Annotated in this window: 30 protein-coding genes; 14 read left to right on the top strand and 16 right to left on the bottom strand. The window is 59.0% G+C overall.

The annotated features are described in order from the left end of the window. Positions 1-23: 23 nt before the first annotated feature. Together ggt and INR77_RS01460 are read right to left on the bottom strand one after the other, a co-directional pair. Positions 24-1,793, bottom strand: a complete 1,770-nt coding sequence (gene ggt, locus INR77_RS01465; RefSeq protein ID WP_223072193.1) for a gamma-glutamyltransferase — start codon at positions 1,791-1,793, stop codon at positions 24-26. Between the two features lie 11 nt (positions 1,794-1,804). Further along, complete coding sequence (locus tag INR77_RS01460) at positions 1,805-2,872, bottom strand: quinone-dependent dihydroorotate dehydrogenase (protein WP_223073348.1); 1,068 nt, start codon at positions 2,870-2,872, stop codon at positions 1,805-1,807. Positions 2,873-3,292: 420 nt separating this feature from the next. Here INR77_RS01460 and INR77_RS01455 point away from each other — a divergent pair, with 420 nt between their 5' ends. The 8 genes from INR77_RS01455 to INR77_RS01420 all read left to right on the top strand — a co-directional run bounded on the left by INR77_RS01455 (position 3,293) and on the right by INR77_RS01420 (position 9,655). After that, a complete protein-coding gene (locus INR77_RS01455) occupies positions 3,293-3,739 on the top strand; it encodes an SUF system Fe-S cluster assembly regulator (RefSeq protein ID WP_223072192.1) in 447 nt (148 codons plus the stop codon). Next, positions 3,736-5,241 carry a Fe-S cluster assembly protein SufB gene (gene sufB / locus INR77_RS01450; protein WP_223072191.1) on the top strand — a complete coding sequence of 502 codons (1,506 nt, stop codon included), beginning with the start codon at positions 3,736-3,738 and terminating at the stop codon, positions 5,239-5,241. The genes INR77_RS01455 and sufB overlap by 4 nt, the downstream gene beginning before the upstream one ends. 316 nt (positions 5,242-5,557) lie before the next feature. Continuing rightward, complete coding sequence (locus INR77_RS01445) at positions 5,558-6,082, top strand: endonuclease domain-containing protein (RefSeq protein ID WP_223072190.1); 525 nt, start codon at positions 5,558-5,560, stop codon at positions 6,080-6,082. After that, positions 6,075-6,839, top strand: a complete 765-nt coding sequence (gene sufC / locus INR77_RS01440; RefSeq protein WP_223072189.1) for a Fe-S cluster assembly ATPase SufC — start codon at positions 6,075-6,077, stop codon at positions 6,837-6,839. The genes INR77_RS01445 and sufC overlap by 8 nt, the downstream gene beginning before the upstream one ends. Next, positions 6,836-7,594 (top strand): SufD family Fe-S cluster assembly protein, encoded by a 759-nt coding sequence (locus tag INR77_RS01435; protein ID WP_223072188.1) that lies wholly within the window; start codon positions 6,836-6,838, stop codon positions 7,592-7,594. Before sufC ends, INR77_RS01435 begins: the two co-directional genes overlap by 4 nt. Further along, entirely contained in the window at positions 7,591-8,820 is a 1,230-nt protein-coding gene (locus INR77_RS01430; protein WP_223072187.1) for an aminotransferase class V-fold PLP-dependent enzyme, read from the top strand. The genes INR77_RS01435 and INR77_RS01430 overlap by 4 nt, the downstream gene beginning before the upstream one ends. A 2-nt stretch (positions 8,821-8,822) precedes the next feature. Continuing rightward, positions 8,823-9,293: an SUF system Fe-S cluster assembly protein gene (locus INR77_RS01425; RefSeq protein ID WP_223072186.1), complete on the top strand. Its 471-nt coding sequence runs from the start codon at positions 8,823-8,825 to the stop codon at positions 9,291-9,293. Beyond that, positions 9,293-9,655 (top strand): iron-sulfur cluster assembly accessory protein, encoded by a 363-nt coding sequence (locus INR77_RS01420; RefSeq protein ID WP_223072185.1) that lies wholly within the window; start codon positions 9,293-9,295, stop codon positions 9,653-9,655. The genes INR77_RS01425 and INR77_RS01420 overlap by 1 nt, the downstream gene beginning before the upstream one ends. 36 nt (positions 9,656-9,691) lie before the next feature. On the opposite strand, the gene INR77_RS01415 is transcribed toward INR77_RS01420, so the two are convergent. The 3 genes from INR77_RS01415 to INR77_RS01405 form a co-directional block, all read right to left on the bottom strand. Then, positions 9,692-10,636 (bottom strand): hypothetical protein, encoded by a 945-nt coding sequence (locus INR77_RS01415; RefSeq protein WP_223072184.1) that lies wholly within the window; start codon positions 10,634-10,636, stop codon positions 9,692-9,694. 71 nt (positions 10,637-10,707) lie between these two features. Further along, complete coding sequence (locus INR77_RS01410; protein ID WP_223072183.1) at positions 10,708-11,109, bottom strand: hypothetical protein; 402 nt, start codon at positions 11,107-11,109, stop codon at positions 10,708-10,710. Between the two features lie 12 nt (positions 11,110-11,121). After that, positions 11,122-11,808: an EI24 domain-containing protein gene (locus tag INR77_RS01405; protein WP_223072182.1), complete on the bottom strand. Its 687-nt coding sequence runs from the start codon at positions 11,806-11,808 to the stop codon at positions 11,122-11,124. A gap of 154 nt (positions 11,809-11,962) precedes the next feature. Between INR77_RS01405 and INR77_RS01400 the strand changes: the two genes are divergently transcribed. After that, positions 11,963-12,976: an adenosine kinase gene (locus INR77_RS01400; protein ID WP_223072181.1), complete on the top strand. Its 1,014-nt coding sequence runs from the start codon at positions 11,963-11,965 to the stop codon at positions 12,974-12,976. 222 nt (positions 12,977-13,198) lie between these two features. Here INR77_RS01400 and INR77_RS01395 read toward each other — a convergent pair whose 3' ends face one another. Then, positions 13,199-13,552 carry a hypothetical protein gene (locus INR77_RS01395; RefSeq protein WP_223072180.1) on the bottom strand — a complete coding sequence of 118 codons (354 nt, stop codon included), beginning with the start codon at positions 13,550-13,552 and terminating at the stop codon, positions 13,199-13,201. Positions 13,553-13,607: 55 nt separating this feature from the next. Next, positions 13,608-14,879: a phosphoribosylamine--glycine ligase gene (gene purD / locus INR77_RS01390; protein ID WP_223072179.1), complete on the bottom strand. Its 1,272-nt coding sequence runs from the start codon at positions 14,877-14,879 to the stop codon at positions 13,608-13,610. Here purD and xseA point away from each other — a divergent pair. From xseA to INR77_RS01370, 4 genes are read left to right on the top strand one after another with little or no spacing between them, the layout of a single operon-like run. Next, complete coding sequence (gene xseA, locus INR77_RS01385; protein ID WP_223072178.1) at positions 14,878-16,350, top strand: exodeoxyribonuclease VII large subunit; 1,473 nt, start codon at positions 14,878-14,880, stop codon at positions 16,348-16,350. The genes purD and xseA overlap by 2 nt on opposite strands. A 24-nt stretch (positions 16,351-16,374) precedes the next feature. Then, positions 16,375-16,578: a DUF2093 domain-containing protein gene (locus tag INR77_RS01380; protein WP_223072177.1), complete on the top strand. Its 204-nt coding sequence runs from the start codon at positions 16,375-16,377 to the stop codon at positions 16,576-16,578. A gap of 12 nt (positions 16,579-16,590) precedes the next feature. After that, positions 16,591-17,520, top strand: coding sequence for a M23 family metallopeptidase (locus INR77_RS01375; protein WP_223072176.1), 930 nt, complete (start codon positions 16,591-16,593; stop codon positions 17,518-17,520). A gap of 1 nt (position 17,521) precedes the next feature. Next, positions 17,522-18,502, top strand: a complete 981-nt coding sequence (locus INR77_RS01370) for an esterase-like activity of phytase family protein (protein ID WP_223072175.1) — start codon at positions 17,522-17,524, stop codon at positions 18,500-18,502. 96 nt (positions 18,503-18,598) lie between these two features. Here INR77_RS01370 and rpmB read toward each other — a convergent pair whose 3' ends face one another. After that, positions 18,599-18,886 carry a 50S ribosomal protein L28 gene (rpmB, locus tag INR77_RS01365; protein WP_223072174.1) on the bottom strand — a complete coding sequence of 96 codons (288 nt, stop codon included), beginning with the start codon at positions 18,884-18,886 and terminating at the stop codon, positions 18,599-18,601. A 151-nt stretch (positions 18,887-19,037) separates the two neighbouring features. Between rpmB and INR77_RS01360 the strand changes: the two genes are divergently transcribed. Then, on the top strand, positions 19,038-19,493 hold the full coding sequence (locus INR77_RS01360) for a nucleoside deaminase (RefSeq protein ID WP_223072173.1): 456 nt from the start codon (positions 19,038-19,040) through the stop codon (positions 19,491-19,493). A 51-nt stretch (positions 19,494-19,544) separates the two neighbouring features. Here INR77_RS01360 and INR77_RS01355 read toward each other — a convergent pair whose 3' ends face one another. The 8 genes from INR77_RS01355 to INR77_RS01320 all read right to left on the bottom strand — a co-directional run bounded on the left by INR77_RS01355 (position 19,545) and on the right by INR77_RS01320 (position 26,949). After that, positions 19,545-20,261 carry a ribonuclease T gene (locus INR77_RS01355; RefSeq protein WP_255573857.1) on the bottom strand — a complete coding sequence of 239 codons (717 nt, stop codon included), beginning with the start codon at positions 20,259-20,261 and terminating at the stop codon, positions 19,545-19,547. Further along, positions 20,242-20,691: a hypothetical protein gene (locus tag INR77_RS01350; protein ID WP_223072172.1), complete on the bottom strand. Its 450-nt coding sequence runs from the start codon at positions 20,689-20,691 to the stop codon at positions 20,242-20,244. The genes INR77_RS01355 and INR77_RS01350 overlap by 20 nt, the downstream gene beginning before the upstream one ends. Next, on the bottom strand, positions 20,688-21,554 hold the full coding sequence (gene nadC, locus INR77_RS01345; protein ID WP_223072171.1) for a carboxylating nicotinate-nucleotide diphosphorylase: 867 nt from the start codon (positions 21,552-21,554) through the stop codon (positions 20,688-20,690). The genes INR77_RS01350 and nadC overlap by 4 nt, the downstream gene beginning before the upstream one ends. A gap of 130 nt (positions 21,555-21,684) precedes the next feature. After that, entirely contained in the window at positions 21,685-22,485 is an 801-nt protein-coding gene (locus INR77_RS01340; protein WP_223072170.1) for a LytTR family DNA-binding domain-containing protein, read from the bottom strand. A gap of 1 nt (position 22,486) precedes the next feature. Continuing rightward, the gene (locus tag INR77_RS01335; RefSeq protein ID WP_223072169.1) at positions 22,487-23,710 is read right to left on the bottom strand and encodes a sensor histidine kinase; all 1,224 of its coding nucleotides are present in this window, start codon (positions 23,708-23,710) and stop codon (positions 22,487-22,489) included. A gap of 120 nt (positions 23,711-23,830) precedes the next feature. Further along, a complete protein-coding gene (locus tag INR77_RS01330) occupies positions 23,831-24,835 on the bottom strand; it encodes a hypothetical protein (protein ID WP_255573856.1) in 1,005 nt (334 codons plus the stop codon). Then, positions 24,835-25,569 (bottom strand): DsbA family protein, encoded by a 735-nt coding sequence (locus INR77_RS01325; protein ID WP_223072168.1) that lies wholly within the window; start codon positions 25,567-25,569, stop codon positions 24,835-24,837. The genes INR77_RS01330 and INR77_RS01325 overlap by 1 nt, the downstream gene beginning before the upstream one ends. 12 nt (positions 25,570-25,581) lie before the next feature. Further along, complete coding sequence (locus tag INR77_RS01320; protein ID WP_223072167.1) at positions 25,582-26,949, bottom strand: M48 family metalloprotease; 1,368 nt, start codon at positions 26,947-26,949, stop codon at positions 25,582-25,584. Positions 26,950-26,971 lie beyond the last annotated feature (22 nt).

Genomic DNA, 26,971 nt, shown 5'->3' with positions numbered 1-26,971 from the left:
CCCGGCACCGTTTCGCTTGTGTGTTAAGGCGCGTTGACCGCGCTTTCAGAGGCTGGCTCCTGGTCGGGCTCATATGACAAGAGCGGAGCGATGCGTGGATCACCAGCTGCTTCCCAGCCTCCGTCGATCCGGCGCAGTGCGTTTGTTTTGCCGCGCGGGGCGATGACCCGTATCTGCTCATGACCGCGCTGCTTTAATTCATCCACCAAATCGGCGACAACACTGCCCTCTTCGGTGATCACGACCTGTCCAAAGGCCATGATCAGCGGAAGGTTCAGCGCGTCCTCAGCGCTCATGCCGAAATCGAGTACGCCGATGATCGAGCGAGCGACCTGTACCGGGATAGTAGGTCCGCCAGCTGCACCGATCACAAGGACCACTTCACCCTTTTCATCGAACACAATGGTCGGTGCCATGGAGGAACGCGGGCGTTTGCCGCCTTGGACACGGTTCGCGACGGGCTTGCCGTCAACCTCGGGCGTCATACTGAAATCGGTGAGTTCGTTGTTCAGGTAAAAACCGCCCCAATGCAGGCCAGAGCCCCATGCCCCTTCGATGGTGGAAGTGTAGCTAACCGCATTTCCATTGGCATCGACCACAGCGAAATGGGTGGTGCCATTTTCAACTGGCTCATCACCGTCTGCACGCGCTAAAGGTGCACCGGGAGGTGTGCCGGGAAGCGCTTCTTCCAACGCTTTATCAGGGTCGATAAGCGCACTGCGGCTTGCGATGTAGCTGCGATCAAGAAGCCCATCGACAGGCACTTCGACAAAATCTTCATCGCCAATGTATAACTCACGGTCAGCATAGGCGACGCGCTGCGATTCAAGGAACAGGTGCCAGAATTGCACGCTCTGCGGGCCCATCGCGGCCAGATCAAAGCGTTCAAGCTGGCCCAGCATTTGCCCGACCGCAACACCGCCAGACGAAGGCGGGCCCATGCCGCAGACTTTATAGACGCGGTAACGAACGCAAGCCGGCTCACGCTCTTTGGCCTGATATTCCATTACGTCGCCTGCGGTCATCAAACCATCTTGCGGGGTCTCGCCCGCGACATAGGCTGCAAATTCCTCAGCGCTATCTTCATAGAAAACGCCGACCCCGTCCGCGGCAATGCGCTCCAGCGTTTCGGCGAGTTCTGGCACCTTCACCTTTGCACCAACCGGCAACGCCTCGCCATCAGCGCCGAAGAATATTGCGCGCGCAGCTTCGGTTTTACCTGCGTGCTCCTTGCGACCGCTCAAACTTGCGTGCAGCCGGCGGTTCACCACGAAACCATCGCGCGCCAAAGCTATCGCAGGTTCAAACAATTGAGCCCAAGGCAAGTTGCCGTATTTCTCATGCGCCTTCGCCGCCAGCGCAAGGTTGCCGGGCACACCGACACTAAGGCCAGAAGTGACGCGAAGTTCGCGCGGCAAGCGGTCGCCTTCTTCATCAAGAAACCGCGTGCCCGTTGCAGCGATTGGCGCGGTTTCGCGGCCATCAAGCGTAGTCACGCCGTCCTCGCCGCCTTCCCCGCCGGCACGCACCATAAATCCGCCCCCGCCAATGCCGGAACTTTGCGGCTCAACCACGGTAAGCGCCAGCATGACCGCAATCGCCGCATCGGTGGCAGAGCCGCCTTTCGCAAGGATCGCCTCGCCAGCAGCGGTGGCGCGCGGGTCAGCGCTGCTTACCGCACCCTCACTGTTCGCCGCGACCGGGTCAGGGGTGCTGGTGACGGTTGTTGGGGCATCTACGCAAGCTGAAATAAAGAGCGCGAGCGGCGAAAGTGCGATCAGGGGTTTGAACATGGGCACAAGAGTTATTCGCTTCCCACCGCCTCTGCAATGCTCGTCACGCCTTCGCGCTTCATAATCTCGACTAGGCCCTGTGCGATTTGCTCGCCCAAGGTGGGCCCGTGATAAACCATTGCGGAATAGAGCTGGACAAGGCTCGCGCCCGCTTTGATCCGGTCCCACGCGTGCTGAGCGGTGGAAATCCCTCCAACGCCGACCAATGCGATTTCGCCGCCAGTGCTTTTGCGAAAATCGCGCAAACGTTGAAGCGCAAGCGCGCGCAATGGCTCTCCTGAAAGGCCGCCCACTTCGCCCGCATGGCGCGAGGTCAGTCCATCGCGCGAAATCGTGGTGTTGGAGACGATCAGCGCGCCCAACCCCTTGTCGATGGCAATGCGCGAAATCGCGTCTACATCCTGAGGCTCAAGATCGGGCGCGACCTTCAGGAAAACCGGAGGCACATGTTCGCCCGCAGCCTCAGCGCGCGCTGCAATCACGCCATCGATCAGCGCGGACAACGCCCCTTCGTCCTGAAGCGCACGAAGTCCCGGCGTATTGGGGCTCGACACATTGACCGCAAGATAGCTTGCATATGGCGTCATCGCGCGGGCCATATGGGCGTAATCTGCGATGCGGTCTTCGGAATCCTTATTGGCCCCAATATTGATACCGACAATCCCGCCGCGCGCTTTTCTCGCCTTAAGGCGTTCAAGCGCAACCTCAGCGCCCGCATTGTTGAACCCCATCCGATTGATAACGGCTTGATCCTCGGTCAGCCGGAACAGGCGCGGTTTCGGATTGCCCGCTTGCGGTCGGGGGGTGATCGAACCCACTTCTGTAAAACCAAAGCCCAGCGCAAGCAGCGCGTCAGGCACCTCTGCATCCTTGTCAAATCCCGCAGCCACACCGACCGGGTTGGGGAAGGTTAGGCCAGCGACTTCGGTCTGCAGCATGGAGTTGGTTGCATCATTGGCACGAGACGCGGCAACGGGCACCGTCTTGAGGGCATTTATCGCGAGCCTGTGACCCTTTTCAGGGTCGAGCGCGAAAATGGCAGGGCGGGCGAGATCGAAGAGCTTGAACGGGTTGAGCATGGCTTTCGCGCTAAGCCCCAAAAAGTGACAGATGTCGAGGCCAAACCATCCCGGCCTGCCCAAGCAGAAGCACCCAAAAGGCATCCGCAAAAAGCAATGCGACGGGCGGTCGCCAAGAAAAATGCAAAGAAACGCAGCTTGTCGCTTCAATACAATTCACAAAGGGTTCCGATGGCTATCAAACTGATGCGACCCGAAGGGCTCAACGCAGCAGTGCAAAGAGTTCCTCGACTTTAAAGGGCGGCTCCACAAATGCTGGGCCGTCCTTTTTTTCTGCCTTCAAGCAAAGGGCGCGTGCGCTGAACGAGACAGGCTCGAACCGGAAGGGGCCTTGAAATCGGACCAGTTTGTGCGTATTTCAAATCCGACTCAATCAGTCCGATTTAAGAACCACTCGCAACAAGGCATTTTTACGCTCCGATGCGCCTTTCGAATCTCACCGACTATGCCATTATAACCATGGTGCAAGCGTCGACCCATTGCGGGGACGGGCGGGTGAGTGCGGCCGAACTGGCGCATGAAACTGGCCTCCCCGTACCCACGGTGCAGCGGCTTGTTTCCAAACTGACAAAGGCGCATCTTTTGCGCTCGGTGCGCGGCGTGAACGGTGGGCTTCAATTGGGCCGTCCGGCGGCTGCGATCACGGTTGCCGATATTGTAGAGGCGGTGGAGGGCCCGATTGCGCTCACGTCCTGCATCGACCATGGCGAGTGTGATTACGACGCGGGCTGTAATATGAAGCCGCACTGGCCGCTCATCAATTCCAAGCTGCGTGGCGCGTTGGCAGAGATTTCTCTCGCTGACCTGCGCCAAAAACCAGCAAACCAACCCTCTCAAACGATCCCACAAAAAGAGCTTACGGTATGACCGATAACGTCGACCAAGACGTCCAATTAGACAGGCCAGAAATGGACCAGGATGCGAAAGACGCAGCAGCGGCTGCGGCTGAGTATGAGCATGGCTGGTCCTCGGACATTGAAACCGAGTTCGCCGAAAAAGGGCTGAACGAGGACACCGTCCGTTTCATCTCCGCCAAAAAGGGTGAGCCTGAATGGATGCTCGATTGGCGGCTCAAAGCTTTCCGCCTGTGGCAGGAAATGGAAGAACCCGATTGGGCCAAGGTTGGCTATCCCAAAATCGACTATCAGGACGCCTATTACTACGCCGCGCCCAAGAAGAAGCCGAAGCTTGAATCGCTCGATGACCTCGATCCCGAGATCAAGGCGGTTTACGACAAGCTGGGCATTCCCGTGGCAGAGCAAGAGGTGCTCGCCGGGGTCGAAGGCGCGCGCAAAGTCGCGGTGGATGCGGTGTTTGACAGCGTCAGCGTTGCGACCACTTTCCGCGAGGAACTGAAAAAAGCGGGCGTGATCTTCCTCTCCATCTCAGAGGCGATCAAGGAATACCCTGAGCTTGTTAAAAAGTGGCTGGGCCGCGTGGTGCCCACGCGCGACAATTACTTTGCCTGCCTCAACTCAGCCGTATTCTCCGATGGCACCTTCGTTTACATTCCCGAAGGCGTGCGCTGCCCGATGGAGCTCTCCACCTATTTCCGCATCAATGCCGAAAACACCGGCCAGTTCGAGCGCACTTTGATCGTCGCGGAAAAGGGCTCCTACGTCTCCTATCTTGAAGGCTGCACCGCCCCCATGCGCGATGAAAACCAGCTGCACGCCGCCGTAGTTGAACTGGTCGCGATGGAAGATGCAGAGATCAAATATTCGACCGTCCAGAACTGGTATCCCGGCGATGCCGAAGGCAAGGGCGGCATCTACAATTTCGTGACCAAGCGCGGGCTTTGCCAAGGCGACCGCTCCAAGATCAGCTGGACGCAGGTTGAAACTGGCTCCGCTGTGACGTGGAAGTACCCGTCTTGCGTCCTCAATGGCGAAGACAGCGTGGGCGAGTTCTACTCGGTCGCGGTCACCAACAATTACCAGCAGGCCGACACCGGCACCAAGATGATCCACAATGGCAAGGGCTCGCGCTCGACCATCATCTCCAAGGGGATCAGCGCTGGCAAATCAAACAACACCTATCGCGGCCTTGTTCGCGTGGGGCCAAAGGCGGAAGGCGTGCGCAACTTCACCCAGTGCGACAGCCTGCTGCTGGGCGATGAATGCGGCGCGCACACCGTGCCCTATATCGAGGTCAAGAACCCCGGCGCTCAGATTGAGCATGAGGCGACCACCTCCAAAATCTCCGATGAGCAGCTCTTCTATGCCATGCAGCGCGGGCTTGACGAAGAAGAGGCCGTGGCGCTGATCGTCAACGGCTTTGCCAAAGATGTTCTGAAAGAGCTGCCGATGGAGTTTGCCGTGGAAGCGCAAAAGCTGCTGGCGATCTCGCTTGAGGGGAGTGTGGGGTGAAGCAGCTCTCAAGGAATGAATTCATAGCTGAGGCTCGTCCTCACATGACGGGCAATCGTGCAGAGATTGAGCAAAGCAAACGCGCTGAATGTGCAAGCTGTTGTGCTGCTTTCAGCGCAAAATCAGTCACGCAGTGGAAAGACGAATGGGTCAGTCCTGAAACATCGAATCGGGTTAAGCGATGGACGGCCATTTGCCCCAAATGTGGCGAAGCAGCCGTCATCGGTTGCGCCTCGGGCATATTGCGAGATCAGGCTTACATTGTCCTACTAAACCACGCGTTGTTCGAGTCCACTGGAAACAAAGGAATTCGGCAATGACAGACCGCAAAACCCTAGGCCTGCGCGAGCCCTCTGATGAAGCACCCGCCCTCAACAAAAAGGGCCGCGGGTGGAAGATTTCCGAGAAGCGCCTCGACGAGCTGCACAACCGTGCGCGCGAAATGCGGCGCTTTGCTTCGCCTGCGAACAAGGCGCTCGCCAAAAAGTTCGCAGACGCCGATCTCGGCCGCTACACTTTCAAGCGCTTTGCCGTCGTCGGCTCGGCCATTGTCGACTTCAACTGCCACAACCTCGGCATGGCGATCATGATCGATGAAGAGGATCAGGACGAGACCCTCGCCAAACGCCGGGATAAGAGCCTTGAGGCTGTCGGCATTCGCGTGATGCGGATCAAGGCCACCGACATTCTCGATGACATGGACGCCGTGCTCCAGCGCATCACCGCTGGAATGCGAATGCGTATCGGCGACAAGAAAGAGGCCGCCCGCGCCCACCGCGAGGCCAACCCCAACCAAGACTATTCGCGCCCTAACCGCAGGAAATTTGACCGCAATGCTTAAGATCACCGACCTTCACGCCACTGTTGGCGAGGACGACCCAAAACCGATCCTTAAAGGCCTTTCCCTCGAAGTCGCAGCAGGCGAAGTTCACGCCATCATGGGCCCCAATGGCGCGGGCAAATCGACGCTCGCCAATGTCCTTGGCGGTAAGCCCGGATATGAGGTGACAAGCGGATCGGTCGAGTTTGCGCAGCGTAACCTGTTCGACCTCGACCCGCATGAGCGCGCGGCAACGGGCCTGTTCCTTGGCTTCCAATACCCGGTTGAAATCCCCGGCGTCTCCAACGTCCAATTCCTGCGCGAAGCTCTGAACGCCCAGCGCAAGTTCCGCGGAGAAGAGCCTCTTTCGGGCGGCGAGTTCCTGAAACTTGCCAAAGAGAAGGCGGGCCTTCTCAAAATGGACATGGAAATGCTCAAGCGGCAAGTGAATGTCGGCTTCTCCGGTGGCGAGAAGAAGCGCGCTGAGATGGTTCAGATGGGCATTCTCAACCCGAAATTCGCCGTGCTTGATGAAACCGACAGCGGCCTCGACATCGACGCGCTGCGCATTGTGGGTGAAGGCATCAATTCGATCATGCGCGCACCCGATAAAGGCGTGCTCCTTATCACCCACTACCAACGCCTGCTTGACGTGGTGAAACCAGACCGGGTTAGCATCCTCGCGGGTGGACGCATCGTGAAAACCGGCGGGCCAGACTTGGCGCTTCGCCTTGAAGATGAAGGCTATGACGCGGTGATGGCAGAGGTCGCGGCGTGAGCGAGGCCGCAACCCTCCCTACTCGCCGCGACGAAGCGTGGCGCTACGCCGATATTGATGCGGTCGCGAAGCTTGGCGCAGATGCGCTTGCCGACTGGCAGGACGTCGCGGTCGCCAGCGGTGAGACGAAGCGTATCTGCCTGACTGTCGGCGGCGACGCGCCAGAAGTCACCCGCCTCCGCCTGACGGTGGGCGACGGCGCGCGGGCGGAAGTCTTCGCGACCAGCGCGGGCTCCGATTACACCCGGCTTGAGATCGAAGTGACGCTTGGCAAGGCTGCGCATTTCGAATTTGGCGGGGTCACAATTGGCGGCGGCGATGCGGTGCGCGAATTTGTGACGCAAACTGTGCACGCTGAGCCCAATGCGACATCAAACCAAACCGTTCGCGCGGTTCATTGGGGGCAGGCAACGGGCAATTTCCTTGGCGAGATCAAGGTCGCTCGCCACGCGCAGAAAACCGACGCTGCGCAAGATTTCAAAGGCTTGCTTCTCGAGGCAGGCGCGAGCGCAAACGCCGTACCGCAACTCGAAATCTTCGCAGATGATGTGAAGTGCGCTCACGGTGCAACCGTTGGCCAATTGGATGAAGCGGCGCGCTTTTACATGGCTGCGCGGGGCCTCTCTCCTGAGCAAGCGCAACGGCTTTTGGTACAGGCGTTTATCGGCGATGCCTTTGTAGAGCTCGACGATGAGGGAGCCCGCGAAAAGCTGCTCGAAAAAGCGCTCACCGCGCTGGAAAGTTCGGCGCTGTGAATGCTCCCACAGCCCTAAACCGCGATTTGCGCGCTGATTTTCCCGGTCTTGTCACTGTCGAAGGTAAGCCTTGGCATTATCTCGACACCGCTGCGACCGCGCAAAAGCCGCGGGCCGTGATCGAGGCGATGACGCGTGCGCTAGGTGAGGATTACGCAACCGTTCACCGCGGTGTCTATTCGCGCTCCGCCGATATGACGATGGCCTATGAAGCTGCGCGTCGGCGGGTTGCCGCTCTGATCGGCGGCAAGGAAGACGAGTTGGTTTTCACGCGCGGGGCGACCGAGGCGATCAATCTCGTGGCGAAGACCTGGGGGCGGGCCAATCTCAAGGCGGGTGACCGGATTTTGCTCTCTCAGTTGGAGCACCACTCCAATATCGTGCCGTGGCAAATGTTGGCGCAGGAAGTGGGCGCGGATATCGATGTGGTGCCGCTGACCGATGATCACCAGATTGATCTGGACGCTGCCGAAGCGATGTTGACCGAACAGCACAAGATCGTTGCTTTGGCGCACGTTTCCAACGTTCTGGGCAGCGTTCTCGACGCCAAGCGCGCAGCCGATATGGCGCATAAGGTTGGCGCAAAGCTGCTCCTCGATGGCTGTCAGGCGGTGGCGCATATGCCCGTCGATGTGGCGGCTCTGACTTGCGATTTCTACGTTTTCTCCGCCCACAAACTCTATGGCCCCACGGGTATTGGAGCGCTGTGGGCGCGTGCGGACATCCTTGCCGATATGCCTGCATGGGAAGGCGGCGGCGCAATGATCGACCGCGTTACTTTTGAAGGCACGACCTACGGCTCAGGGGTACAGCGGTTTGAAGCGGGCACTCCTGCCATAACCGAGGCGATCACATTTGCCGCGGCGGTCGATTACGTGTCAGAGGTCGGGCTTGGGGCAATGCACGAAGCCGAAGCCAAGCTTGTCGAGCGTTTGCGCCGCGAGCTTACGGCGATGAATGATGTGACCGTTTATGGTCCAGCCAATAGCGCGGGCATTGTCAGCTTCACCATCGATGACATTCACCCGCATGACCTCGGCACTATTCTCGATGAGGCAAACGTCGCCATTCGCGCCGGGCACCATTGCGCCCAGCCCTTGATGGATTATCTCGGCGTGCCAGCAACCGCGCGCGCAAGTTTCGGGCTTTATTCGACGCAAGAAGACGTGACCGCGCTTCTCGACGGCATCGCCCGCACCCGTAAGATCTTTGGAAAAGGCATATAGATATGACCACGCCAAACGACGCTCCCACAAAGCCGCCCCGCGCAAGGGTGGAGGACGCTATCGATCCCGATGAAGCGACCACCGAAACGGGCGCCGAAGCACCGCGCACGCGCGATTATCTGGAAGGTTTTCTTCACCAGAAACCTGCCGAAACCGCGACCGGCGCCGGTGGCGATTTGCAGCAAGCCGTTATCGACGCGCTCAAAGAGATTTATGACCCGGAAATTCCGGTCAACATCTATGATCTTGGCCTGATTTACGGGGTTGAGGTTGATGATGAGTGCGATGCGACCATCACGATGACGCTGACCACGCCGCATTGTCCGGTTGCCGAGACGATGCCGGGCGAGGTTGAATTGCGCGCGTCCTCAGTACCGGGGATTCGCGATGCAGAGGTCGAATTGGTCTGGGATCCGCCATGGAGCCCGGAAAAGATGTCAGATGAAGCGCGGCTTGAATTGGGGATGTTGTGATGGCTGAAACGACTGCGAGAACACGCAAGATGCCAGCGGCAGTGACCCTTACAAAAGGTGCTGAGGCGCGCATTGCGCATTTGATGAGCCAAGCCCCTGAAGATGCGATTGGCGTAAAGCTGTCGACACCGCGCAGGGGGTGTTCGGGCCTTGCCTATTCGGTTGATTACGTCACCGAAGAAGCCAAGTTTGATGAGAAGATCGAAACGCCTGGCGGCACTTTCTACATCGACGGGGCGAGTGTCCTTTACCTCGTGGGTTCGACCATGGACTGGGTCGAAGACGATTTCACCGCCGGTTTCACTTTCGAAAACCCCAACGCCAAGGGCGCGTGTGGCTGCGGCGAAAGCTTTATGGTTTGAATTCTTGCGCGGGCCCCCAAAAGGCCCAGCGGTGGTTCAGCCCTCTTCGATAATCCGCGCAAGCAATCGGCGCTCAAGATCGTCAACCTCGCCGTCGGCCTCAATCATGGCATCAAGCCATTGCTGCTCGTGGTCGGTGATCGCTTCGCCTGCTGCGGCCTGCTCTTCATAGCTTGGGGCACTGGGCTGTTTTTTGCCGAACACCTTGCCAAAATGGTTTGCTGCTTGCGGAACTTCGCGGACCATTCTGCCGAAAAACCGCCCGACATTGGCCTGATTATCAGCGACAAACGCCTCAAGCTCTTTTGCGCGCCCATGCTCAAGCTGCGCGTTTTGTAGAGCAAAGCCCTTGAGGTAATTGCTTACCCCATCAAGGAACACTTCGTCCCACTCGGCTGCATTTGCCTCAGCCAAAGTCGCGTCTTTCAGGCGGAAGAGCATTTCAGCCTCGAACCGGCTGACGGCTGCTGGCCCATATCCACCGCTTGCAAAGATTACGCGGCGCAGGATTTTCGCCTCCGCCTCAGTGATATGCGCATCGCTCAGCTCCCCTCCACAGCGGGTGGGCCCGGTTCCGGTAAGAACTTCTTTCTCGACCTGCTCAATGACATAGTCTTTCAAAAGGCTCGGCACATTTTCAGCGCGCTCGATAATGCGGACCAAAGTCTCCAACTCGACGAAGCTTTCCATCACGCCGTCATGATCAATCTGCGCGATCAGCCAGCGGGCTTCCGCTTCGCTGCATTGGCGTTTGGGCTCGGTGCCGTTGAGCACATATTCGCCAATCGCCTCGACAAAAAAGTCGCACCATTCCTGCTCGCGCTCATCAAGCGCATTGTTCAGCGCAAACAAGGCTTCGGCCTCTTCACGAACGATGATCCCATCGCCCCAGCCTTGCTGGCGAAGCGCGAGGACTTCCTCAGAACTGACCTTGCCATCGGCAGCAGCAGCCTTGGCAAGCGCGGTAAAATGCGTCGTCATTGTGGTGTTACCCCTTTGATACAGGGGGCAGCATTCGCACAATGTGCTTAAGGTGGGGTTACCACGATGATTTAACCGCCATTTCGACCCTGTTCGATGTCAGCGATACAGCGCGCCCGGTCCGCCCCGGCGCCTCCCACACGCTGGCGCGCCTCGACATGGGTCGCAACGGGCGCTTCATTGCCGCGCAAGGGGTAAAGGAAGATGTCGAGAACACATTCGTTTGAGGAAAATTGAAGCTTGCGCGCATCGCCTTCGGAAAGGTCAATGCGCGCAGAACCGAAACGCTGTGTCAGGGCGTTTGCGCCTTTGCCGATTATGCTTTCAAGCCCGCGCTCGTTTTGGACCACGGGTGTTCGAAAGCCGCCTGCGGACGCTGCTGCTCCCGCAGAAGCCGAGCGTGGGGCTGCGTTCGGCGAACAAGCCGAGACGAAGGCCGCACAAAGGGCAATGACGCTCAAGCCTTTCCGCATCACAAGACGCTCTTATCCTTTCCGTTCTCTTGCCCCATGCACCAAGTGAGTGCCTGCCGCTGCTCCTAGGATAGCACCCAGAAAATTGGCAATGGGCACGAGCATAATTGCGGCGATAACTGCGCCAAGCATTAAGCGCTGTACCTTGGGCACCGGGTTGGCTTCAGGATGCTCGCCACAATGCCTCACCCAAGCCATATCGGTAAGCTCGCGCCCCAAGAGCACCGCATTGACGACAAGAAACACAATCGCAGGCCCGACCGCTGTGAAGATCAGCACAAGCGCAATTGGCGCGGCAAGCGCATTGTATAAAAGCGCGCGGCCTGCTCCTTTGAGCGAATTGGCAAAATCGCGTCGGAACGGCAATTTGCGCGCTGTTTTTGCGGCTTCTGGATAGTGCCGCGTCTCCACCGCCAGCACCACTTCGTCAGCAAAGAATTGCAATACGGCCAATGCCACCACGCGGAACAGGAACCAGAACGCGAGGCCAGTTAGAAGCACTGCCGCAACCGCGCCAGCAAGGCCCGCGCCCTCAAGACCATTCGCCGCGAAGGCAGCCGTCAGGCCAAGATATGCAAGCGCTCCAAGCACAAGAAAGACGATCAGCGTGATAAGCGCAGTCTTGAGTAAAAGCCGCGCCACAACCCTGTCGCCAAGCTGCGCAAACCCCTTCCTCAAGGCTGTCAAAACTGGATTCATGTCGTCCCTGTGCGTATCTGAGCCATTGAAGTCAAACCTTGCCGGTTCATCCTGTTTGCCAACAAGGCCTAAAGCACTTGGCCTCGCCAGCGCATCGGGCTAGGCGGTTTGCCAAGACATACTCTACCTTCTCACGCCAGACAGGATACACACCTTGCCCACCACCGACCCCCGCTACGATGTTGTCGCAATCGGCAATGCTATCGTCGATATTATCGCCTCTTGCGAAGATGAGGATATTGAAGAGCTTGGCCTTAACCGTGGCGGCATGACCCTGGTCGATCCGGCGGGCGCTGATCGTTTGTATGAAGCGATGGGCCCCGCGACTGAGAAATCGGGCGGTTCGGCGGCAAACACTTTGGCCGGGCTTGCCGCGCTCGACATCCAATGCGCTTTCATCGGACAGGTTGCTGATGATCAGTTCGGCAAAGTCTTTGCCCACGATATGCGCGCAACTGGCATCGACTTTGACACCCCTGCGCGCCCGTCCGACGGGACACCCGACAATCCACCAACGGGCCGCTGCCTTATCTTCGTGACCCCTGATGGAGAGCGCACGATGAACACAGACCTTGGCGCCGGTCAATTTCTGCCCGCCGCCGCGCTCAGCGAGGAGCTGATCGCAAGCGCAAGCATCCTTTATCTCGAAGGCTATCTCTGGGACCCGGAAGAGCCACGCCGCGCCATGCGCCGCGCAATTCAGGTGGCCCGCGACGCTGGTCGTAAAGTCGCTTTCACCGCCTCGGAAAGCTTTGTCATCGACCGCCACGGCGATGATTTTCGCGCAATGATCAAGGAAGGGATGATCGACATCCTCTTCGTCAACGAAAGCGAGCTTGCAACGCTCACGGGTGAAGAGGACTTCGACACCGGCTTTGATCAGGTCGCTGCTGATGTGCCTGTCCTTGTCGCCACCCGCAGTGCCAAAGGGGCGGTTGCAAGCGCCTATGGCGAGCGTGCGGTTGTGGCTGCGGCCCCTGTTGCCAAGGTGGTCGATACAACCGGGGCAGGCGACCAATTCGCCGCAGGTTTCCTTGCCGGCTTTGTGCATGAAGAGAAGCTTGAGACGTGCCTTAAACGCGGCGCGATTGCTGCAGCGGAGGTAATCTCGCATTACGGCCCCCGGCCTGAGGCAGATATGCAGGCACTTATGGAGAAAAGCCTCTAAGCCTCGCAATTGCCGGGCGAAACTATCCGTTTGAGACACTGTTCAAGAGCGGAAAATCGGATCGATCAATTTGCGGCGCTTTAATCGGCTTTTCCGATTGATGGGCGAGCGCGCTCGATGGGGCTGGAAACGGCATTGAGCCGAACTAGCTCGCACTGGCAAAGTAGGAAAACTGCTCTCGTCGTTCCGGCATTCGCCGGGATGACGGCTCAGCTTAAACAATCACTCCACAGGCACGTAATCGCTCCGCCGCAGAGTGATCATATAGTCTGCGACCTCTTCCACCTTCTCTTGGGTGAGGTCAAAGTCCATTTGCTCCGGGTAATTGTGCGCGTTTCTGAGCCAGGCCTGGATAGTCGCGCGCGTCACGCCGGGGCGGTTGGCAATCGATTCAAAGCTCGGCACGGCCGCAGTGGGCGAGAGGAAAGGCGGCTCGACCGAATGGCATCCCCCACACGCCGCTTCGACGAAAGCAGGCGGCTGCGCTGGAGCGGTCGGCCGCGTTGTCACGCAGGCCGAAAGCGCCAGCGTGAAGCCAACGGCAACAGGAGTGAGCAAGAGAGAGCGTTGGGTCATTGTTCTTTCCTACACAGGGGAGGTGCAATCGTCGTTGATCTAAATCAAATTTCGCTCAAGAGCCTTCGCGCGCCACTTCTTTCCAGCCAATGTCGCTGCGGTAAAAGCCGCTTGGAAAGTCCACCTTTGCCACTGCTTCATAAGCCGCCGCCTTTGCCTCGGTCACATTTGCCCCGCTTGCGGTCACATTCAGGACGCGGCCTCCGTTGGCAACAAGCTGGCCGTCTTTCATCGTTGTCCCTGCGTGGAAAACCTTGGCCCCGTTCGCCTCTGCATCGCCCAGATCAACGCGTCCGCCCTTTTCGGGCGTGCCGGGATAGCCATTGGCGCACATCACTACGGTAAGCGCGGTTTCGGGAGCGAAATTGGCCTTTTGGCCTGCAAGCTCACCCTTGGCACACGCGAGCATCAGCGCAGCAAGGTCGCCTTCGAACCGCGTCATGAGCACCTGACATTCCGGGTCGCCAAACCGGCAATTGTATTCAATCAGCTGAGGCCCGCTCGCGGTCAGCATAAGCCCTGCGTAAAGCACGCCGGAATAAGGTGTGCCTTCTGCGCGCATAGAGTCGACCGTGGGCTGAATAATTTCGTCCAGAACGCGCTGTTGCAGTTCCTCGGTCAAGACTGGTGCAGGGGAATAAGCGCCCATCCCGCCAGTGTTGAGGCCAACATCGCCTTCGCCCACCTGTTTGTGGTCCTGCGCGGTGCCAAAGGGCAGGACGTGCGTCCCATCGGTGATAGCGAAAAAGCTCGCCTCTTCGCCCTCAAGGAATTCCTCAATCACAACCTGCGCGCCTGCATCTCCAAACGCGCCATCGAACATATCGGCAAGCGCTGCTTCGGCCTCTTCCAAGTTTGCGGCGATCACCACGCCTTTGCCAGCGGCTAGCCCATCGGCCTTGAGCACGTAAGGCGCTGAGAATTTCGTCAGAGCCTCGGTCGCCTCACTAAGCGAGTGTGTCCGTACATAGCCACCGGTGGGGATATTGGCCCGCGCGCACAAATCCTTGGTAAAGCCCTTTGACCCCTCCAATTGCGCAGCCTTGGCAGATGGGCCGAATGCGGGCACTCCGGCCCATTCGAGGCTATCGGCAAGCCCATCGACCAGTGGGGCTTCCGGGCCAATGACGACAAGGTCGATCGCGTTGGTCTTGCAGAATTCGACAACAGCTGTGTGATCGCTCACATCCAGGGCGACCACTTGCGCCTCTTCGGCAATGCCCGGATTTCCAGGTGCCGCGTAAAGCTTCTTGGTGGACAAGGATTGCGCCAGCTTCCAAGCTAGACCATGTTCACGGCCACCCGACCCGATCAACAGGATATTCATGGCTCGCAGCCCCTCTTCATCTTCTGACAGTTCCGGTCTGCTAGCGCGCAGCCGCCAAGGCGACAATGCCGAACCGCTGACTATCAGCGAGATTTCGCAAAGCTTGAAGCGCACAGTTGAGGATCGTTTCGGTTATGTCCGGCTTCGCGGCGAACTTTCAGGCGTCAAACGCGCGGCCTCCGGGCATATGTATTGCGCACTGAAAGATGATCAGGCTGTGCTCGACGGCGTTATGTGGCGTGGCAACGCAGGGCGGCTGGCGTTTGTGCCCGAAGACGGGCTGGAAGTGATCGCCACGGGCAAGCTCACGACATATCCGGGGCGCTCCAAATATCAGATCGTGATGGACAGCCTTGAAATCGCGGGCGAGGGCGCATTGCTCGCGCTGCTGGCGAAGACCCGCGCACGGCTTGAGGCGGAGGGGCTTTTTGCCCGCGAAAGAAAGCGCCGCCTGCCTTTCCTGCCGCGCACCATCGGGGTTGTGACATCGCCGACGGGCAGCGTCATCCGCGATATTCTCCACCGCCTTGCCGATCGCTTTCCCAGCCACGTGCTGGTGTGGCCTGTGCTGGTTCAGGGGCAGGGTGCGGCTGAGCAAGTGGCCGGGGCAATTCGCGGCTTTTCCGAGATTGCTCCGGGCGGACCGATTGCGCGGCCCGATGTGGTGATCGTTGCGCGCGGAGGTGGTTCGATTGAGGATCTTTGGTCCTTCAATGAAGAGATTGTGGTTCGCGCGATTGCGGAGTGCTCGATCCCGGTAATCTCTGCCGTGGGCCACGAAACCGATACGACCTTGGCCGACTATGCCGCCGACCGCCGCGCGCCAACGCCAACCGCTGCTGCGGAGATGGCGGTGCCGGTGCGGGTGGATTTGCAAGCTACAGTGGCGGACTTCGCGACGCGGGGGCGGCGCGCTGTCTATCGCCCTGTCGAGCTTGGGCGCGAACGGTTGGAGGCCCGCGTCAGGCGGATGCCACGGATCGAGGCGCTGCTCCAACCGCAAGCCCAGCGGCTCGACGACCTATCCGAACGCCTGCGACGCGGCCTTCAGGACCGGGCAGGGCGCGGACGCGAGCAATTGGCAGAGTGGAAAGCGCGGCTTAGTCCGCGATTGCTCACACAGGCGCTAGACGGACGACGTGATCGTTTGGAGCGGGTGCGACTGAACCCTTCCCTTGTCGAGCGCCCAATCGCTGAGCGTCAACGGCGGCTCGATGCGCTTTCCCGCTTGATGGAGCAATTGCACCCCGAAAAACCGCTTGAACGTGGGTTTGCTTTAGTGCGCGGAAGCGATGGAAGCGTCGTGACCGCGCGCGATGAGGCGGCCAAATACAACGCGTTGACGCTCAAGTTCAAAGATGGCGAGCTGGCTGTGGGTGTGGGCGATGCGCCCCCACCCGCTGCTCCTTCGCCCAAGCGTAAGCCTAAACGAACCATACCACCCCCGGCGCAAGACGATTTATTCGGCTAGCGCGTCATGCTATAGGCTTGTCCCATGCTTATGTCCTCCGGTGAAAAGACCGCCCAACTCCACTACGGCCCCTCCAGCTTCCGCGTGCTGAAGCCGGGTCACCATGTCATCTGCGCTGTTTCTGGCGCGATTATCCCTCTGGAAGAGCTCGCCTATTGGAGCGCCGAGCATCAAGAGGCCTATGCAAGCCCTGAGATTGCGACACGCCGCCTGCTTGGCCAGGACTAAGGGGCGCACCTTATGAAGTGCATCTATCCCCTTTTGGCGCTCGCATTCTTTGGGCTGGTGGCCTGCGCCCAATCGGAGGCGGCAACGCCTGAACTTGTGACAGATTGCATCGAAGAGCCCGCGCCTCAAGATGCGCAATCTTCTGCCGAAACCGCGTCCCAGAAGACCCTTCCAGCGCCCGCACAAAACACCCGCTTTTCCTATTCTGGCGAGCTTACTCAAGGCGGCTTTATTCGCGGTCTGGTGCCCGACGGCGCGGTGGCGGTTACCATTGGCGATCAGGCGATCGACGTTGCTGAAGATGGCACTTTCTTCGCAGCCTTCGACCGCGACAGCCCCTCAACCATGATCCTCACTGCGACATTGGAAAGTGGCAAGAGCGTGAGCGAAACGCTCTCCATTTCACCGCGCGATTGGCAAATCGAGCGGGTCAACGTGGCTAAGCGCACGCTTCGCAACCCGGAAGCCTATTGGCGTCAGCGCGAGCCGGAATATAACGCCATTGTTGCCGCGCGCGCGAAGAAAACCGATGCGCAAGGATGGAAACAGGATTTTATCTGGCCAGTCGAGGGCCGCATTTCCGGTCGCTTTGGTCGTCAGCGTATTTATCGCGGCGAACCGGGGAGCTTTCACTCGGGCATCGACATTGCAAAACCTACAGGCACCCCTTTCGTGGCCCCTGCCGATGGTGTGGTGATCCTTGCGCGCACGGGGTTTAGCCTTGAAGGCGGGCTTTTGATGATTGACCATGGCAATGGTTTGAACAGCGCCTTTCTGCATTGCCACCGCATCCATGTGAAAGAGGGCGATAGAGTGCGTCAGGGCCAGCATATCGGTGATATTGGCGCAACGGGGCGCGCCACTGGCCCGCATCTACACTGGGGCCTTAAATGGCACGATGCGCGGTTTGACCCGATCCTTCTTGCAGGGCCAATGAACTAGAATGTCTAGAGCAGTCCGGGTGACTGCGGCGCTGGCGCTTGCCGCCATGGTTGCGCCTGGCACCTGGCTTCGAACGCCAGTCGTTAAACAAGACCCTCAAAGCATTGAGCTTGCTCAAGTGGCGGGCGCCGGGGACACGGGCGTGCCCGGCTGGCGGGTCGAGGGTGTGTGGCATTACTCAACCGAGCCCTCTTTAAGATTTGGAGGGTTTTCAGGGCTTCTGGCAATCGGTGGCGGGCGCCTGCGCGCCTTTTCAGATCGCGGCTTCCTGTTCACCTTCACCGAGCCTGACCGCGTTGATGAAACGCCTGAGACGCGGCGTATTGCAGGGCTGCCCTATAATGACCCCGCGCTTTATCCCCGCCTCTGGGACATCGAATCGGTGACGCGTGATCCGGCCGCAAAGGGGGATTATTGGGTCGGGTATGAGAACACTCATGCGATCCACCGCTTCTCCTATCGCACTGAGCCAGAGGACTATCGCATCTTCGATACCCTCGTGGAGGATTGGTACGCCAATGCCGGGCTCGAAGCGATGGTGCGTCTTGATGATGGGCGTTTCCTCATGCTGCCAGAGGGGCACGATGAAGCGCTGATCTTTGACGGTGATCCGGTCGAAGGGCGTGATCCGTTGGTTGTGCCCTTTCAAAACCCGGTGCCAGGGTTCGCGGTGACTGATCTGGCGCAGCTACCCGATGGCCGGGTGCTGATGCTGATGCGTGATCTTGATTGGTCGAGCTATCCACCGTTCGCGGGCAAACTTGCGATTATGAATGCGCCTCTGGTGGGTTCGCGTGAGCCAATCGCGCCCAAAGTGCTGTTCGGTTTCGAAGGAGTGCTTCCGCCCGAAAATTACGAAGGGATGGCGGTGCGCGAACAGGGCGACGGGACAATGTCAGTCTGGATTATTTCAGACGACAATGTTGCCGCGATGCAGCGGACCCTCGTGGCGAAGCTGACCTATACGCCCGTTCTCAAGTAGCGAAGCGAAAGGAGAACCAATAACGTCCTGAACGAGAAAAAGGCGCAAACGCCAATCGCGCTGCGCCTTCAAATCTCTTAAACGCCGGAGCGCAAGTTAAGCGGCTTTGGCAGCCTTCTTAAGCTCACGCTTCACCTTCTGCGCGCGGGCAGAAAGCTTTTCGTCTTTGGTTTTAAGCAGCCAGTTGTCGAGGCCGCCATTGTGCTCAACCGAGCGAAGACCATGGGTCGACACGCGGAACTTGAAGCTGCGCTCAAGCTTTTCGCTCATCAAAGTCACGTTCTGCAGGTTAGGCAGAAAAACGCGCTTGGTTTTGTTGTTGGCGTGGCTGACATTGTTGCCAACCTGGCGGCCCTTGCCAGTGAGTTCGCAAATGCGCGACATGATAAATCTCGTCTCGTTTCAAGTGACGGGAGTAGCGCCATTGAGGCGGCCCTTGGTTGCAAGGTTATCCCGGAAAGCGCGCCGCATAACTCCCTCTGGGCGAATCGTCAATTGATTCGTTAGAGGTTGGCAGTTAGCGCTTGGGCGCACAATGACCAGCTGGCCCATCCCTCAACCTATGCAGACCGCTCTGGATGCCGCACGAGAGGCCGCGAATGCGGGCGAAGTGCCCGTGGGCGCTGTTATCGTCAAAGGCGGAGAGATCGTGGCTATCGCTGCCAATGCGACCCGCTCTCCCCCTGATCCCACCGGACATGCCGAAATGCGCGCGATTCGCATGGCGGCTGAAAAGCTGGGTGATGACCGGCTGACGGGATGTGATCTCTATGTAACGCTGGAGCCTTGCGCCATGTGCGCCGGCGCGATTGCCCATGCAAGAATTGCGAGGCTCTACTATGGCGCAAGCGATGCAAAAGGTGGCGGCGTCGAGCACGGTGCACGCGTGTTCGAGCAAGAGCAGTGTATGCACGCGCCCGAAGTTTATTCGGGAATGGGTGAGGAAGAGGCGGCCGAATTGCTGCGGGGGTTCTTTAGGGAGCGGCGGTAGACCTTGACCCTGACCTTCACCCCGGATCGAGGCTGGGGTGACGGTTTAGCCTTAAAATCCCCGCCAAATCTTTGCGCTTGTTTCGTCTCTCGCCCCGTAGCGTCTGTCGTCGCAGCGCGTCGGGCGGAAGCGTTTGTTGTAGCAAAGCCGCAGCTCTTCTAGCCAACCATCGCGGTTAAGCTTCACGCCCACGTGAGAAGCCTGCCACGCGCGGCCGTTGGCATCGGCAAATGCCTGGCGGATGCGGCCAGCGGTAAGGCCATCTTCGCGGCTGATCCGGTCGTAATCGGGGATGCGAAGCGAATTCCACAAAATGCGGGTGACGCCAAGATATGTCTCAGGCTTCTTCACCATGCAGCTCCCGTGCTTTTCCCATTGCCGCGCGATCAGGCGGGCAGAGGGCATCATGCACATATTTGCACGAATTTGCGCAGGTGTAAGGCGGTTTTGTGACCCGCACCATTGAGGCCAAGTGCGCGAGCCTTGCGGCCACAACCCATGCACGACCAAACCAAAGCGGCCATTGTCGCCCGAGCATTGCACGCGGTGGGCGCGGCTATCCTGACGTGTGCGGCAGAAGGCAGGCGACCAGCTGAGGGCGAGGGTGTAACCGGTGATCGGCACCACTCGGGGGCGTTGATCGGGCGCAATTTGCGGGACTGAAGATACCTGCGGCGCGCGGCATTGGTAGCTTTGCGCGCTGGCGGTAGTCGCAGGGACCACCAGCATGGCGAGCGCAAGACATACCCTATTGGAAAACGGTTTCATCCAGTGCGTCTTGCCCCTTGAACCAGCGTGATGCTGACGGAAGATAGAGCAAAGCGACGCATAATAAAAGGAGAGCCGGTTCCCACAAAAGCTCGGCGAAAAACCTGCCGATCTGCTCGTAGTAGCTCCAAAGCGTCATCCCAATGAGCGCCACCTTGATAACGGTGAAAACGCTCACCAGCACGCGCGCGAACCGTTTTGCGTAGATCGCGATAAGCACAATCGGGATAAGCGCGATGGTAAATTCCGTGAAAGCAGAGACGATTGCGAAATCTTCGCTCCATGGGACTTGCGGAAATTGCTCGATGCGCAAGCCTTGCAAGGTGCGCGTGTCGCGCAGATGAATCCATAATGTCCAGCAAGCGAGCAAAAGGAGCAGCGCGCAGGAGATGCGGATGGACCAAGGCCTAGGCCCTTTCGCTATTCTCATATCGGCTTGAAATCCAATCCAACATCCGCCGCTGGCGCGCTTTGCGTGAGCCTGCCTACCGAGCAGTAATCCACCCCGCTCGCAGCCTTCGCCGCGATCGTATCGAGGTTGATGCCTCCGCTCGCCTCGGTCTTGGCGCGGCCTTTCACCATTGCGACGGCCTCTTTAAGCGTTTCCGGCGACATATTGTCGAGCAGCAGGTGATCCGCGCCTGCCTCTAGCGCCGGTTCAATCTGGTCAAGGCGGTCGACTTCGCAAATGATTGGCGAGACGCCTGCATCGCGTGCCCGCCTGACGGCTTCGCCAACTGAGCCTGCGACCGCGACGTGATTGTCCTTGATCATGGCCGCATCATAGAGCCCCATGCGATGGTTCTGAGCCCCCCCTTGACGCGTTGCGTATTTCTCAAGCACGCGAAGGCCCGGCAATGTCTTGCGCGTGTCGAGCAGGGTGCAGGTCGCGCTCCCCACGCGCATAGCTGCCACATATTCCGCCGCCATGGTGGCGATGCCCGAGAGGTGCTGGACGATGTTCAATGCGCTGCGTTCGGCGGTCAAAAGCGCGCGGGCATTGCCTTCAAGCCGCATCAGGTCCGCGCCTGCTTGAACTTGGTCGCCATCGCTCACCAGCGTTTCGATCACGCAGTCGGGGTCGAGATGGCGGAAGAACGCCTCGGCCAGCGGAAGCCCTGCGACCACGATGGCATCGCGCGAATCCATAACGCCGGAGAACCGCGCATCGGCTGGGATAACGCTTTGGGAGGTTACATCCTTGCCGCCACCGGGAAGGCCAACGCCAAGGTCCTCGGCGAGCGTTTCGCGGACAAATGTGTCGAGGTCGAAGCCGGGCAATGAGAAAGTCATGAAGCCTCAATAGACGGACCGCTCAGGTCCGCAAGCCCGACCGGGCACCCGCAGGTGCCCCGCACCCCGGACTTGATCCGGGGGTAGGCAATAGCGCCGAGGAGTTTGCCCGGATGGGCGAACACGAACACTAATGCACGAAACGCGCAACCACATCCCGGTACGAGCGCGAAACCTTCACCTCTGCGCCTGAATCGAGCACCAGAAAACACTCGCCATTGGTATGGGGCTTCACCTGACGCACCTGGTCGAGGTTGACGATTGTCGAGCGGTGCACACGCTGAAATTTGCGCGGGTCGAGGCGACGCTCCAAATCCTTCATCGTCTCGCGCAGGATCAGCGAATTGTCGCCAGTATAGATGCACATATAGTCGCCAGCGGCCTCGATATGCTCAATCGATTCGACTTCGACGCGGAAAATCTGGCCGCGGTCTTTGACGTTGATGAGTTTTTCAAACCGCTCCGCGCTCTCTCCCGCCGCCTCGCAGGAGAAATCAGCCACGCGTTCGGGCGCCACTTCGGACAAAACATCCAGCAATTGTTCCGCATCCTCTGCGGATTTCTTCTCAGCGAGACGCTGGCGCACCCGCTCGATTGTGTCGGCAAGCTTGTCCTCATCGACCGGCTTCATCAGATAATTGACCGCATTTGCCTCAAACGCGCGGATAGCGTGCTCTTCATAAGCGGTGACAAAAACGAACAGCGGCGGTTCAATTTCCATCACGCCTTTGACCACGCTGAAACCGTCGAAGCCCGGCATCTGGATGTCGAGAAAGACAAGATCGGGCTTTTCGGTCTTGATCTTGCGGATCGCCTCGCGCCCGTTGGAGCAGGTGTCGATAATCTCCACGTCTTCAAAGGGTTGGAGGCGAAGTTGCAAGCCTTGGATGGCGAGCTTCTCATCGTCGACAAGGATGGTGCGAATGGTCATGTCACGAATTTCCAATAGCAGTTTGGGGCTTATGCGGGGGTTTTAGATCGATCACATTGTCACCGCGCGCGGGTGCGGGGGATTGATCGGATTGCGATGGGGCGGGGTCATCGCCAAGGGCGCGTTCGTACGGAATTTCAATCAGAACGGTAAAGCCGCCGCCGGGGTTGGATCGGGTTTCAAACAGGTGATCATCGCCATACCCCTGCGCCAGACGGTTCTGGATATTCACAAGGCCAACGCCGGTTGAAACAGGTTCGCCGGGGTAATGCGCGCGTTCTTGCGGTGCGATTTGGCTGTCGGGCCGCGCACCGGGCCCTGTGTCTTCAACGCTGATGCGAAGGCGCTCGCCCACGACCCGGCCTGTCAGCGATATGCGCGCGCCTTCTTCTTGTGGGCTGACGGCATATTTGATCGCATTCTCGACCAGAGGTTGGAGCAACATCGCCGGAAGGCAAGCCTGCATTGCAGCGTCTTCGATGTCGAAATGGGTGCGCAGCCGCTCTTCAAATCGCATCCGTTCGATGTCGAGGTACAGCTTGAGCGTTTCAACCTCAGAGGCAAGCGTCACCTTGCTCCCCGGCTCAGCGATCAGCGTGTGGCGAAGGAACCCCGACAGACGTGTGAGCATGGCGTTGGCAGGCTCGGTTTGTTTCAAAAGCACCAGAGTGCTGATTGAATTGAGCGTGTTGAAGAGGAAATGCGGGTTCAGCTGATAGCGCAGCATGGCGAGCTGCGCAGCGGTGGCCTGTGCTTCCAATCGTTGCAGGCGGTCGGTCTGTTCCTCAACCCGCAGGAAGTAATTGATCGCGTAATACAGCGCGCTCCACCCGCCAAGCAGAGCGAGCGGAATGAAGCTTAAACCGATCATGCGCTGAGCAAAGCTCGTCTCGGTCAGTGAGCCTTGATAAAGCCCTTGTAGCCAGGCTTCGATCACTGAATGGACGAGCACGGCGAGCATAAGCACAACCGCCGTTCCGCCCCATGTCACAATCGGTTGGCGGTCGATCAACTGGCGGTAAATCACTGACAGGATCAGCGTAATCGCAAAACCGGTGATGGTGGTGACAAGCAGAACCGCGAGCAGATCGAGCGGCTGGTCATTGGCGATCGCAACCACGCTGCGCAGCAGGAAATAGCCGCCCCAGCCCGCAAGTTGCAGGTTCCAGAAGGCGCGGTTCTTGCTCGCAAAAAACGGGGCAGGCTGGAAATTCACCATCGACATGGGCACAAGTGTAGCGCAAATTTCGCTTCGTCGCAGCCATTATGGCTAATCACGGCGCAAATGGGCGCTAGCGCGCAACCGTTTGCCGCAAGTCACACTCCGCCGATGATCGCCTAAATCCTAAAGGCCCCAGTTCGGATCAATCTCCCGCCGGAAATGGGTTTGCCAATCGGCCTTGCCCTCGCGCGCCATCAATTGTTTGATCTGCGCGATTTCCCCCTCAACGGCGCTGGCGCGCTCGCGCCATTTGGGATGAGTGCCTTTGAAGAACAAAAGACTTCCGCTGGCCGGGCGCAATTGGCGGAAAAAACGCACCGCACTTTCAGGGTCATAGCCCGCATTGGCCAGCAGCCACGGGATGAGGCGATCCGCTTCGCGCTCAGTCATTCGGGTGTGGCTGCGCTTGCGGCCATTGCGGTCGAGCCATGCCGTATGGCCAAGTAGATTATGCGCAAGCTCATGCGCGACAAGACCTGCAAATTCAGGCTCTTCATAGTCGAAGGCAGGGAATTCCACCCCGATCACGACGCGGTTGCCATCGGCGACGGCTTTCTTGCCATCACCCATCAGCTCAAAGCGCGAGGGGCAGACTTCGACCGCTTCAACCGTTGAGGTGGAGCCGTCGGCGAATGTCAGATTGACTGACCCCTTCCTTTGCAACGCTGCGTCAACCAGATCGTGCACCTTGGCAAGCCGCTCCCAGTAAAAGCGTTTGCCTGCCTCCCATTGATTGGGGTTCACCGTGTCGATCAAATGTATCTCGCGGTTTTTGGGCAATGTGCGTGCGCGATCAGCAGGCGATCCGCGCGCCGCCGTCTGCACCGCAAAATCCCCCGTAAGCCCAAGCGCGGCCCGCGCCACTTCAGGCGAACCATAACTTGCCATATCCTGCAATTGCAGGCCGATGGAGGGGGTGGCACCATCGCAAAATGGCGCATTGCCTTTGATCAGCTTCCAGCCAACATCCTGAAGGCGCTGATCCTGCGCTTGAAACTCAGCGATGACGGCGCGTTCTGCATCGAGATTGATCCGGTTCCAGTCGATGCGGCTTTGTGCTTGCGCGGTGACGTGCGCCAAGCTGCCTATTGCAGCCAGAGCAACGACAAGACCCGCCCCGCCGCGCATTATGATGCGCTCGTGCTTGCCTCAGCTTCGGCAAGCGCCTCTTTCAGGCGTTCAGCGCCCACAGCGCCCGGCATCAAGATGTCGCCCGTCACAAAAGCTGGCGTGCCGCTGAACCCTAAGCTTTGAGCAAAGGTGAGATTGCGCACCAGTTCAACCGACACCTCATCGCTCATCGCATCCTGGCGCGCGCGGTCCAAATCAAGGCCGATCGCCTCTGCCGCAGCGGTGATGCCCGCCTCGCTGGTATCACCGCGCTCGAACAGAGCGGCATGAAACTCCTGATAGCGCCCCTGTTTTGCCGCAGCCAAAGCCATGCGCGCTGCCATTTCGCTGCCCTCAAAGATTGGCCATTCGCGCATGATGACCTTAAGCTCAGGGTCGGCTGCCACCAATTGCGCAACATCGCGAAAACTCGCTGCGCAATAGGGGCAATTGTAATCGGTGAACTCGACCAGCACTTTTGAGCCTTCAGGGTTGCCCATGATCGCGCCGGGGAAAGGCGTATAAAGTTCATCCCTCACCGAAGCCAGGCGTTCGCGCGCATCCTCAGCTGCGAGCGCCTCTGCCACGTCCTGCAGGATGGATGGGTTTTCAATGAGATAGGAGCGCGTGCGATTGTCAGCGAGCCCGGCATATGACCAGATCGCCGCCCCTAAAAAGCCAAATGTGAGCGCCAGAAGCGCAGTCAAAAGCGATTGCTTCAAGGGTGAGGCCTGCTGCGTGGTGTCGGTCATAGGGGCTAAGCTTTAACGCTCGTCGCGCAATCGTTCCAGTTCGGCGCGCGCCTGAAGGGCAACATCTTGTGCACGGATCCAATCGGGCGAGCCCACTGGGAGCCCTGCCTCTGCATCGGTCGCATTGCGCAACGCCTCAGGATAATTGCGGCGCATCACTTGTTGTTCTGCGCTTGCAAGCTTAGCGCGCGGGATGTCGCCCTGGCGCGCATAAACCACGCCCAGTTGATACCAGGCGAAGGGATTGAAGCGGTCTTTCGCAACCGCTGCGCGAAGCACATCGCGCGCCTCGTCATAATTTGCCTCATCCTCTGTGGCGATAAGGGCGTGGCCAAACATCCCCGCGATCAGCGGTTGGCTTAACGTCAACTCGGTTGCGCGGCGAAGCGGTTCGAGGGCTTCTTCGGGGCTGCCCGATTCGAGCAGGATCTGCCCCTTGAGTTCAAGGAAATAGGGGTTTTTCGGCTCGGTTTTGAGCAGCGTTTCAACCTCATTGAGCGCGTTCTGAACTTGCGCATCCTTGTGGTAGGCATAGGCGCGCGCATAGCGTGCAGGCGTGCTCTCATCGCTTACCGGAAATTCCTGAAACGTGCGCTTGGGTTCGGCAAGATAGCCGAAAAGCTTGGCGCGCACTTTCAGGAATCGTGCCTGCAATTCGGCATCATCGGGCGCGTCCCATGCCGGGTCTTTTACCAGCTGATCGCGCAGGAATTGAATCCGGTCGCCTGACAAGGGGTGGGTGCGCGTATAAGCAGCATCGTCCGATTGGCTGTAGCCGCGGCGAATTTCGGCATTGCGCAGTTTTTCGAAGAAGGAAATCATGCCACGCCCGGAAATGCCCGCGCCCGAAAGATAGCGCGCGCCTGCCTGGTCGGTGGCGGCTTCCTGATTGCGGTTAAAGGCAAGGAAATTGCCCACGGCTGCCTGTTGGCCCGCCATAATCGCACCCAGAGCCGCGTCACCTGCGCCCGCCAGCGCCGCGCCCACGCCAAGGATAAGCGAGAGGATCGAGATGCCCTGCGCGCCCTTGGTCCGTTCGGCAAAGCGTACGACGTGCCCTGCGGTGATGTGGCCAAGCTCGTGCGCAATCACGCCTTGCACTTCGTTCGCGGTATCGGCCGCGTTCAAAAGCCCTGCGTGGACATAGACCACCTGTCCGCCAGCAACAAAAGCGTTGATCGAGCCATCATTGATGAGCACGATCTCGACGTTTTCCGGCTCAAGCTCGCTTGCCTCAACAAGCGGATAGGCCATGTCCCGAAGAAGCGCCTCTGTCTCAGCATCGCGCAGGATGGATTGCGCGGCCAGTGGCTGAAGCGATAGCGCAAATGTGGCGAGTAACGCCAGCAGCGCGGCGCAAAAGGAGCGAGTCAGGTGCATTGTGAAAAGACGCTAACCCCTT

This window comes from Erythrobacter sp. SCSIO 43205 (assembly GCF_019904235.1).
Taxonomy (GTDB): Bacteria; Pseudomonadota; Alphaproteobacteria; order Sphingomonadales; family Sphingomonadaceae; genus Erythrobacter.
Note: the sequence above shows the minus strand (reverse complement) of the source record. Positions and strands in the feature narration are given on the sequence as shown.

Bases quoted from the DNA above. Each gene is read 5' to 3' on its own strand.
- ggt (WP_223072193.1), bottom strand. From the start codon at position 1,793: ATGTTCAAACCCCTGATCGCACTTTCGCCGCTCGCGCTCTTTATTTCA.
- INR77_RS01460 (WP_223073348.1), bottom strand. From the start codon at position 2,872: ATGCTCAACCCGTTCAAGCTCTTCGATCTCGCCCGCCCTGCCATTTTC.
- INR77_RS01455 (WP_223072192.1), top strand. From the start codon at position 3,293: ATGCGCCTTTCGAATCTCACCGACTATGCCATTATAACCATGGTGCAA.
- sufB (WP_223072191.1), top strand. From the start codon at position 3,736: ATGACCGATAACGTCGACCAAGACGTCCAATTAGACAGGCCAGAAATG.
- INR77_RS01445 (WP_223072190.1), top strand. From the start codon at position 5,558: ATGACAGACCGCAAAACCCTAGGCCTGCGCGAGCCCTCTGATGAAGCA.
- sufC (WP_223072189.1), top strand. From the start codon at position 6,075: ATGCTTAAGATCACCGACCTTCACGCCACTGTTGGCGAGGACGACCCA.
- INR77_RS01425 (WP_223072186.1), top strand. From the start codon at position 8,823: ATGACCACGCCAAACGACGCTCCCACAAAGCCGCCCCGCGCAAGGGTG.
- INR77_RS01420 (WP_223072185.1), top strand. From the start codon at position 9,293: ATGGCTGAAACGACTGCGAGAACACGCAAGATGCCAGCGGCAGTGACC.
- INR77_RS01415 (WP_223072184.1), bottom strand. From the start codon at position 10,636: ATGACGACGCATTTTACCGCGCTTGCCAAGGCTGCTGCTGCCGATGGC.
- INR77_RS01410 (WP_223072183.1), bottom strand. From the start codon at position 11,109: ATGCGGAAAGGCTTGAGCGTCATTGCCCTTTGTGCGGCCTTCGTCTCG.
- INR77_RS01405 (WP_223072182.1), bottom strand. From the start codon at position 11,808: ATGAATCCAGTTTTGACAGCCTTGAGGAAGGGGTTTGCGCAGCTTGGC.
- INR77_RS01395 (WP_223072180.1), bottom strand. From the start codon at position 13,552: ATGACCCAACGCTCTCTCTTGCTCACTCCTGTTGCCGTTGGCTTCACG.
- xseA (WP_223072178.1), top strand. From the start codon at position 14,878: ATGGCTCGCAGCCCCTCTTCATCTTCTGACAGTTCCGGTCTGCTAGCG.
- purD (WP_223072179.1), bottom strand. From the start codon at position 14,879: ATGAATATCCTGTTGATCGGGTCGGGTGGCCGTGAACATGGTCTAGCT.
- INR77_RS01380 (WP_223072177.1), top strand. From the start codon at position 16,375: ATGCTTATGTCCTCCGGTGAAAAGACCGCCCAACTCCACTACGGCCCC.
- INR77_RS01375 (WP_223072176.1), top strand. From the start codon at position 16,591: ATGAAGTGCATCTATCCCCTTTTGGCGCTCGCATTCTTTGGGCTGGTG.
- INR77_RS01370 (WP_223072175.1), top strand. From the start codon at position 17,522: ATGTCTAGAGCAGTCCGGGTGACTGCGGCGCTGGCGCTTGCCGCCATG.
- rpmB (WP_223072174.1), bottom strand. From the start codon at position 18,886: ATGTCGCGCATTTGCGAACTCACTGGCAAGGGCCGCCAGGTTGGCAAC.
- INR77_RS01360 (WP_223072173.1), top strand. From the start codon at position 19,038: ATGACCAGCTGGCCCATCCCTCAACCTATGCAGACCGCTCTGGATGCC.
- INR77_RS01355 (WP_255573857.1), bottom strand. From the start codon at position 20,261: ATGAAACCGTTTTCCAATAGGGTATGTCTTGCGCTCGCCATGCTGGTG.
- INR77_RS01350 (WP_223072172.1), bottom strand. From the start codon at position 20,691: ATGAGAATAGCGAAAGGGCCTAGGCCTTGGTCCATCCGCATCTCCTGC.
- nadC (WP_223072171.1), bottom strand. From the start codon at position 21,554: ATGACTTTCTCATTGCCCGGCTTCGACCTCGACACATTTGTCCGCGAA.
- INR77_RS01340 (WP_223072170.1), bottom strand. From the start codon at position 22,485: ATGACCATTCGCACCATCCTTGTCGACGATGAGAAGCTCGCCATCCAA.
- INR77_RS01335 (WP_223072169.1), bottom strand. From the start codon at position 23,710: ATGTCGATGGTGAATTTCCAGCCTGCCCCGTTTTTTGCGAGCAAGAAC.
- INR77_RS01330 (WP_255573856.1), bottom strand. From the start codon at position 24,835: ATGCGCGGCGGGGCGGGTCTTGTCGTTGCTCTGGCTGCAATAGGCAGC.
- INR77_RS01325 (WP_223072168.1), bottom strand. From the start codon at position 25,569: ATGACCGACACCACGCAGCAGGCCTCACCCTTGAAGCAATCGCTTTTG.
- INR77_RS01320 (WP_223072167.1), bottom strand. From the start codon at position 26,949: ATGCACCTGACTCGCTCCTTTTGCGCCGCGCTGCTGGCGTTACTCGCC.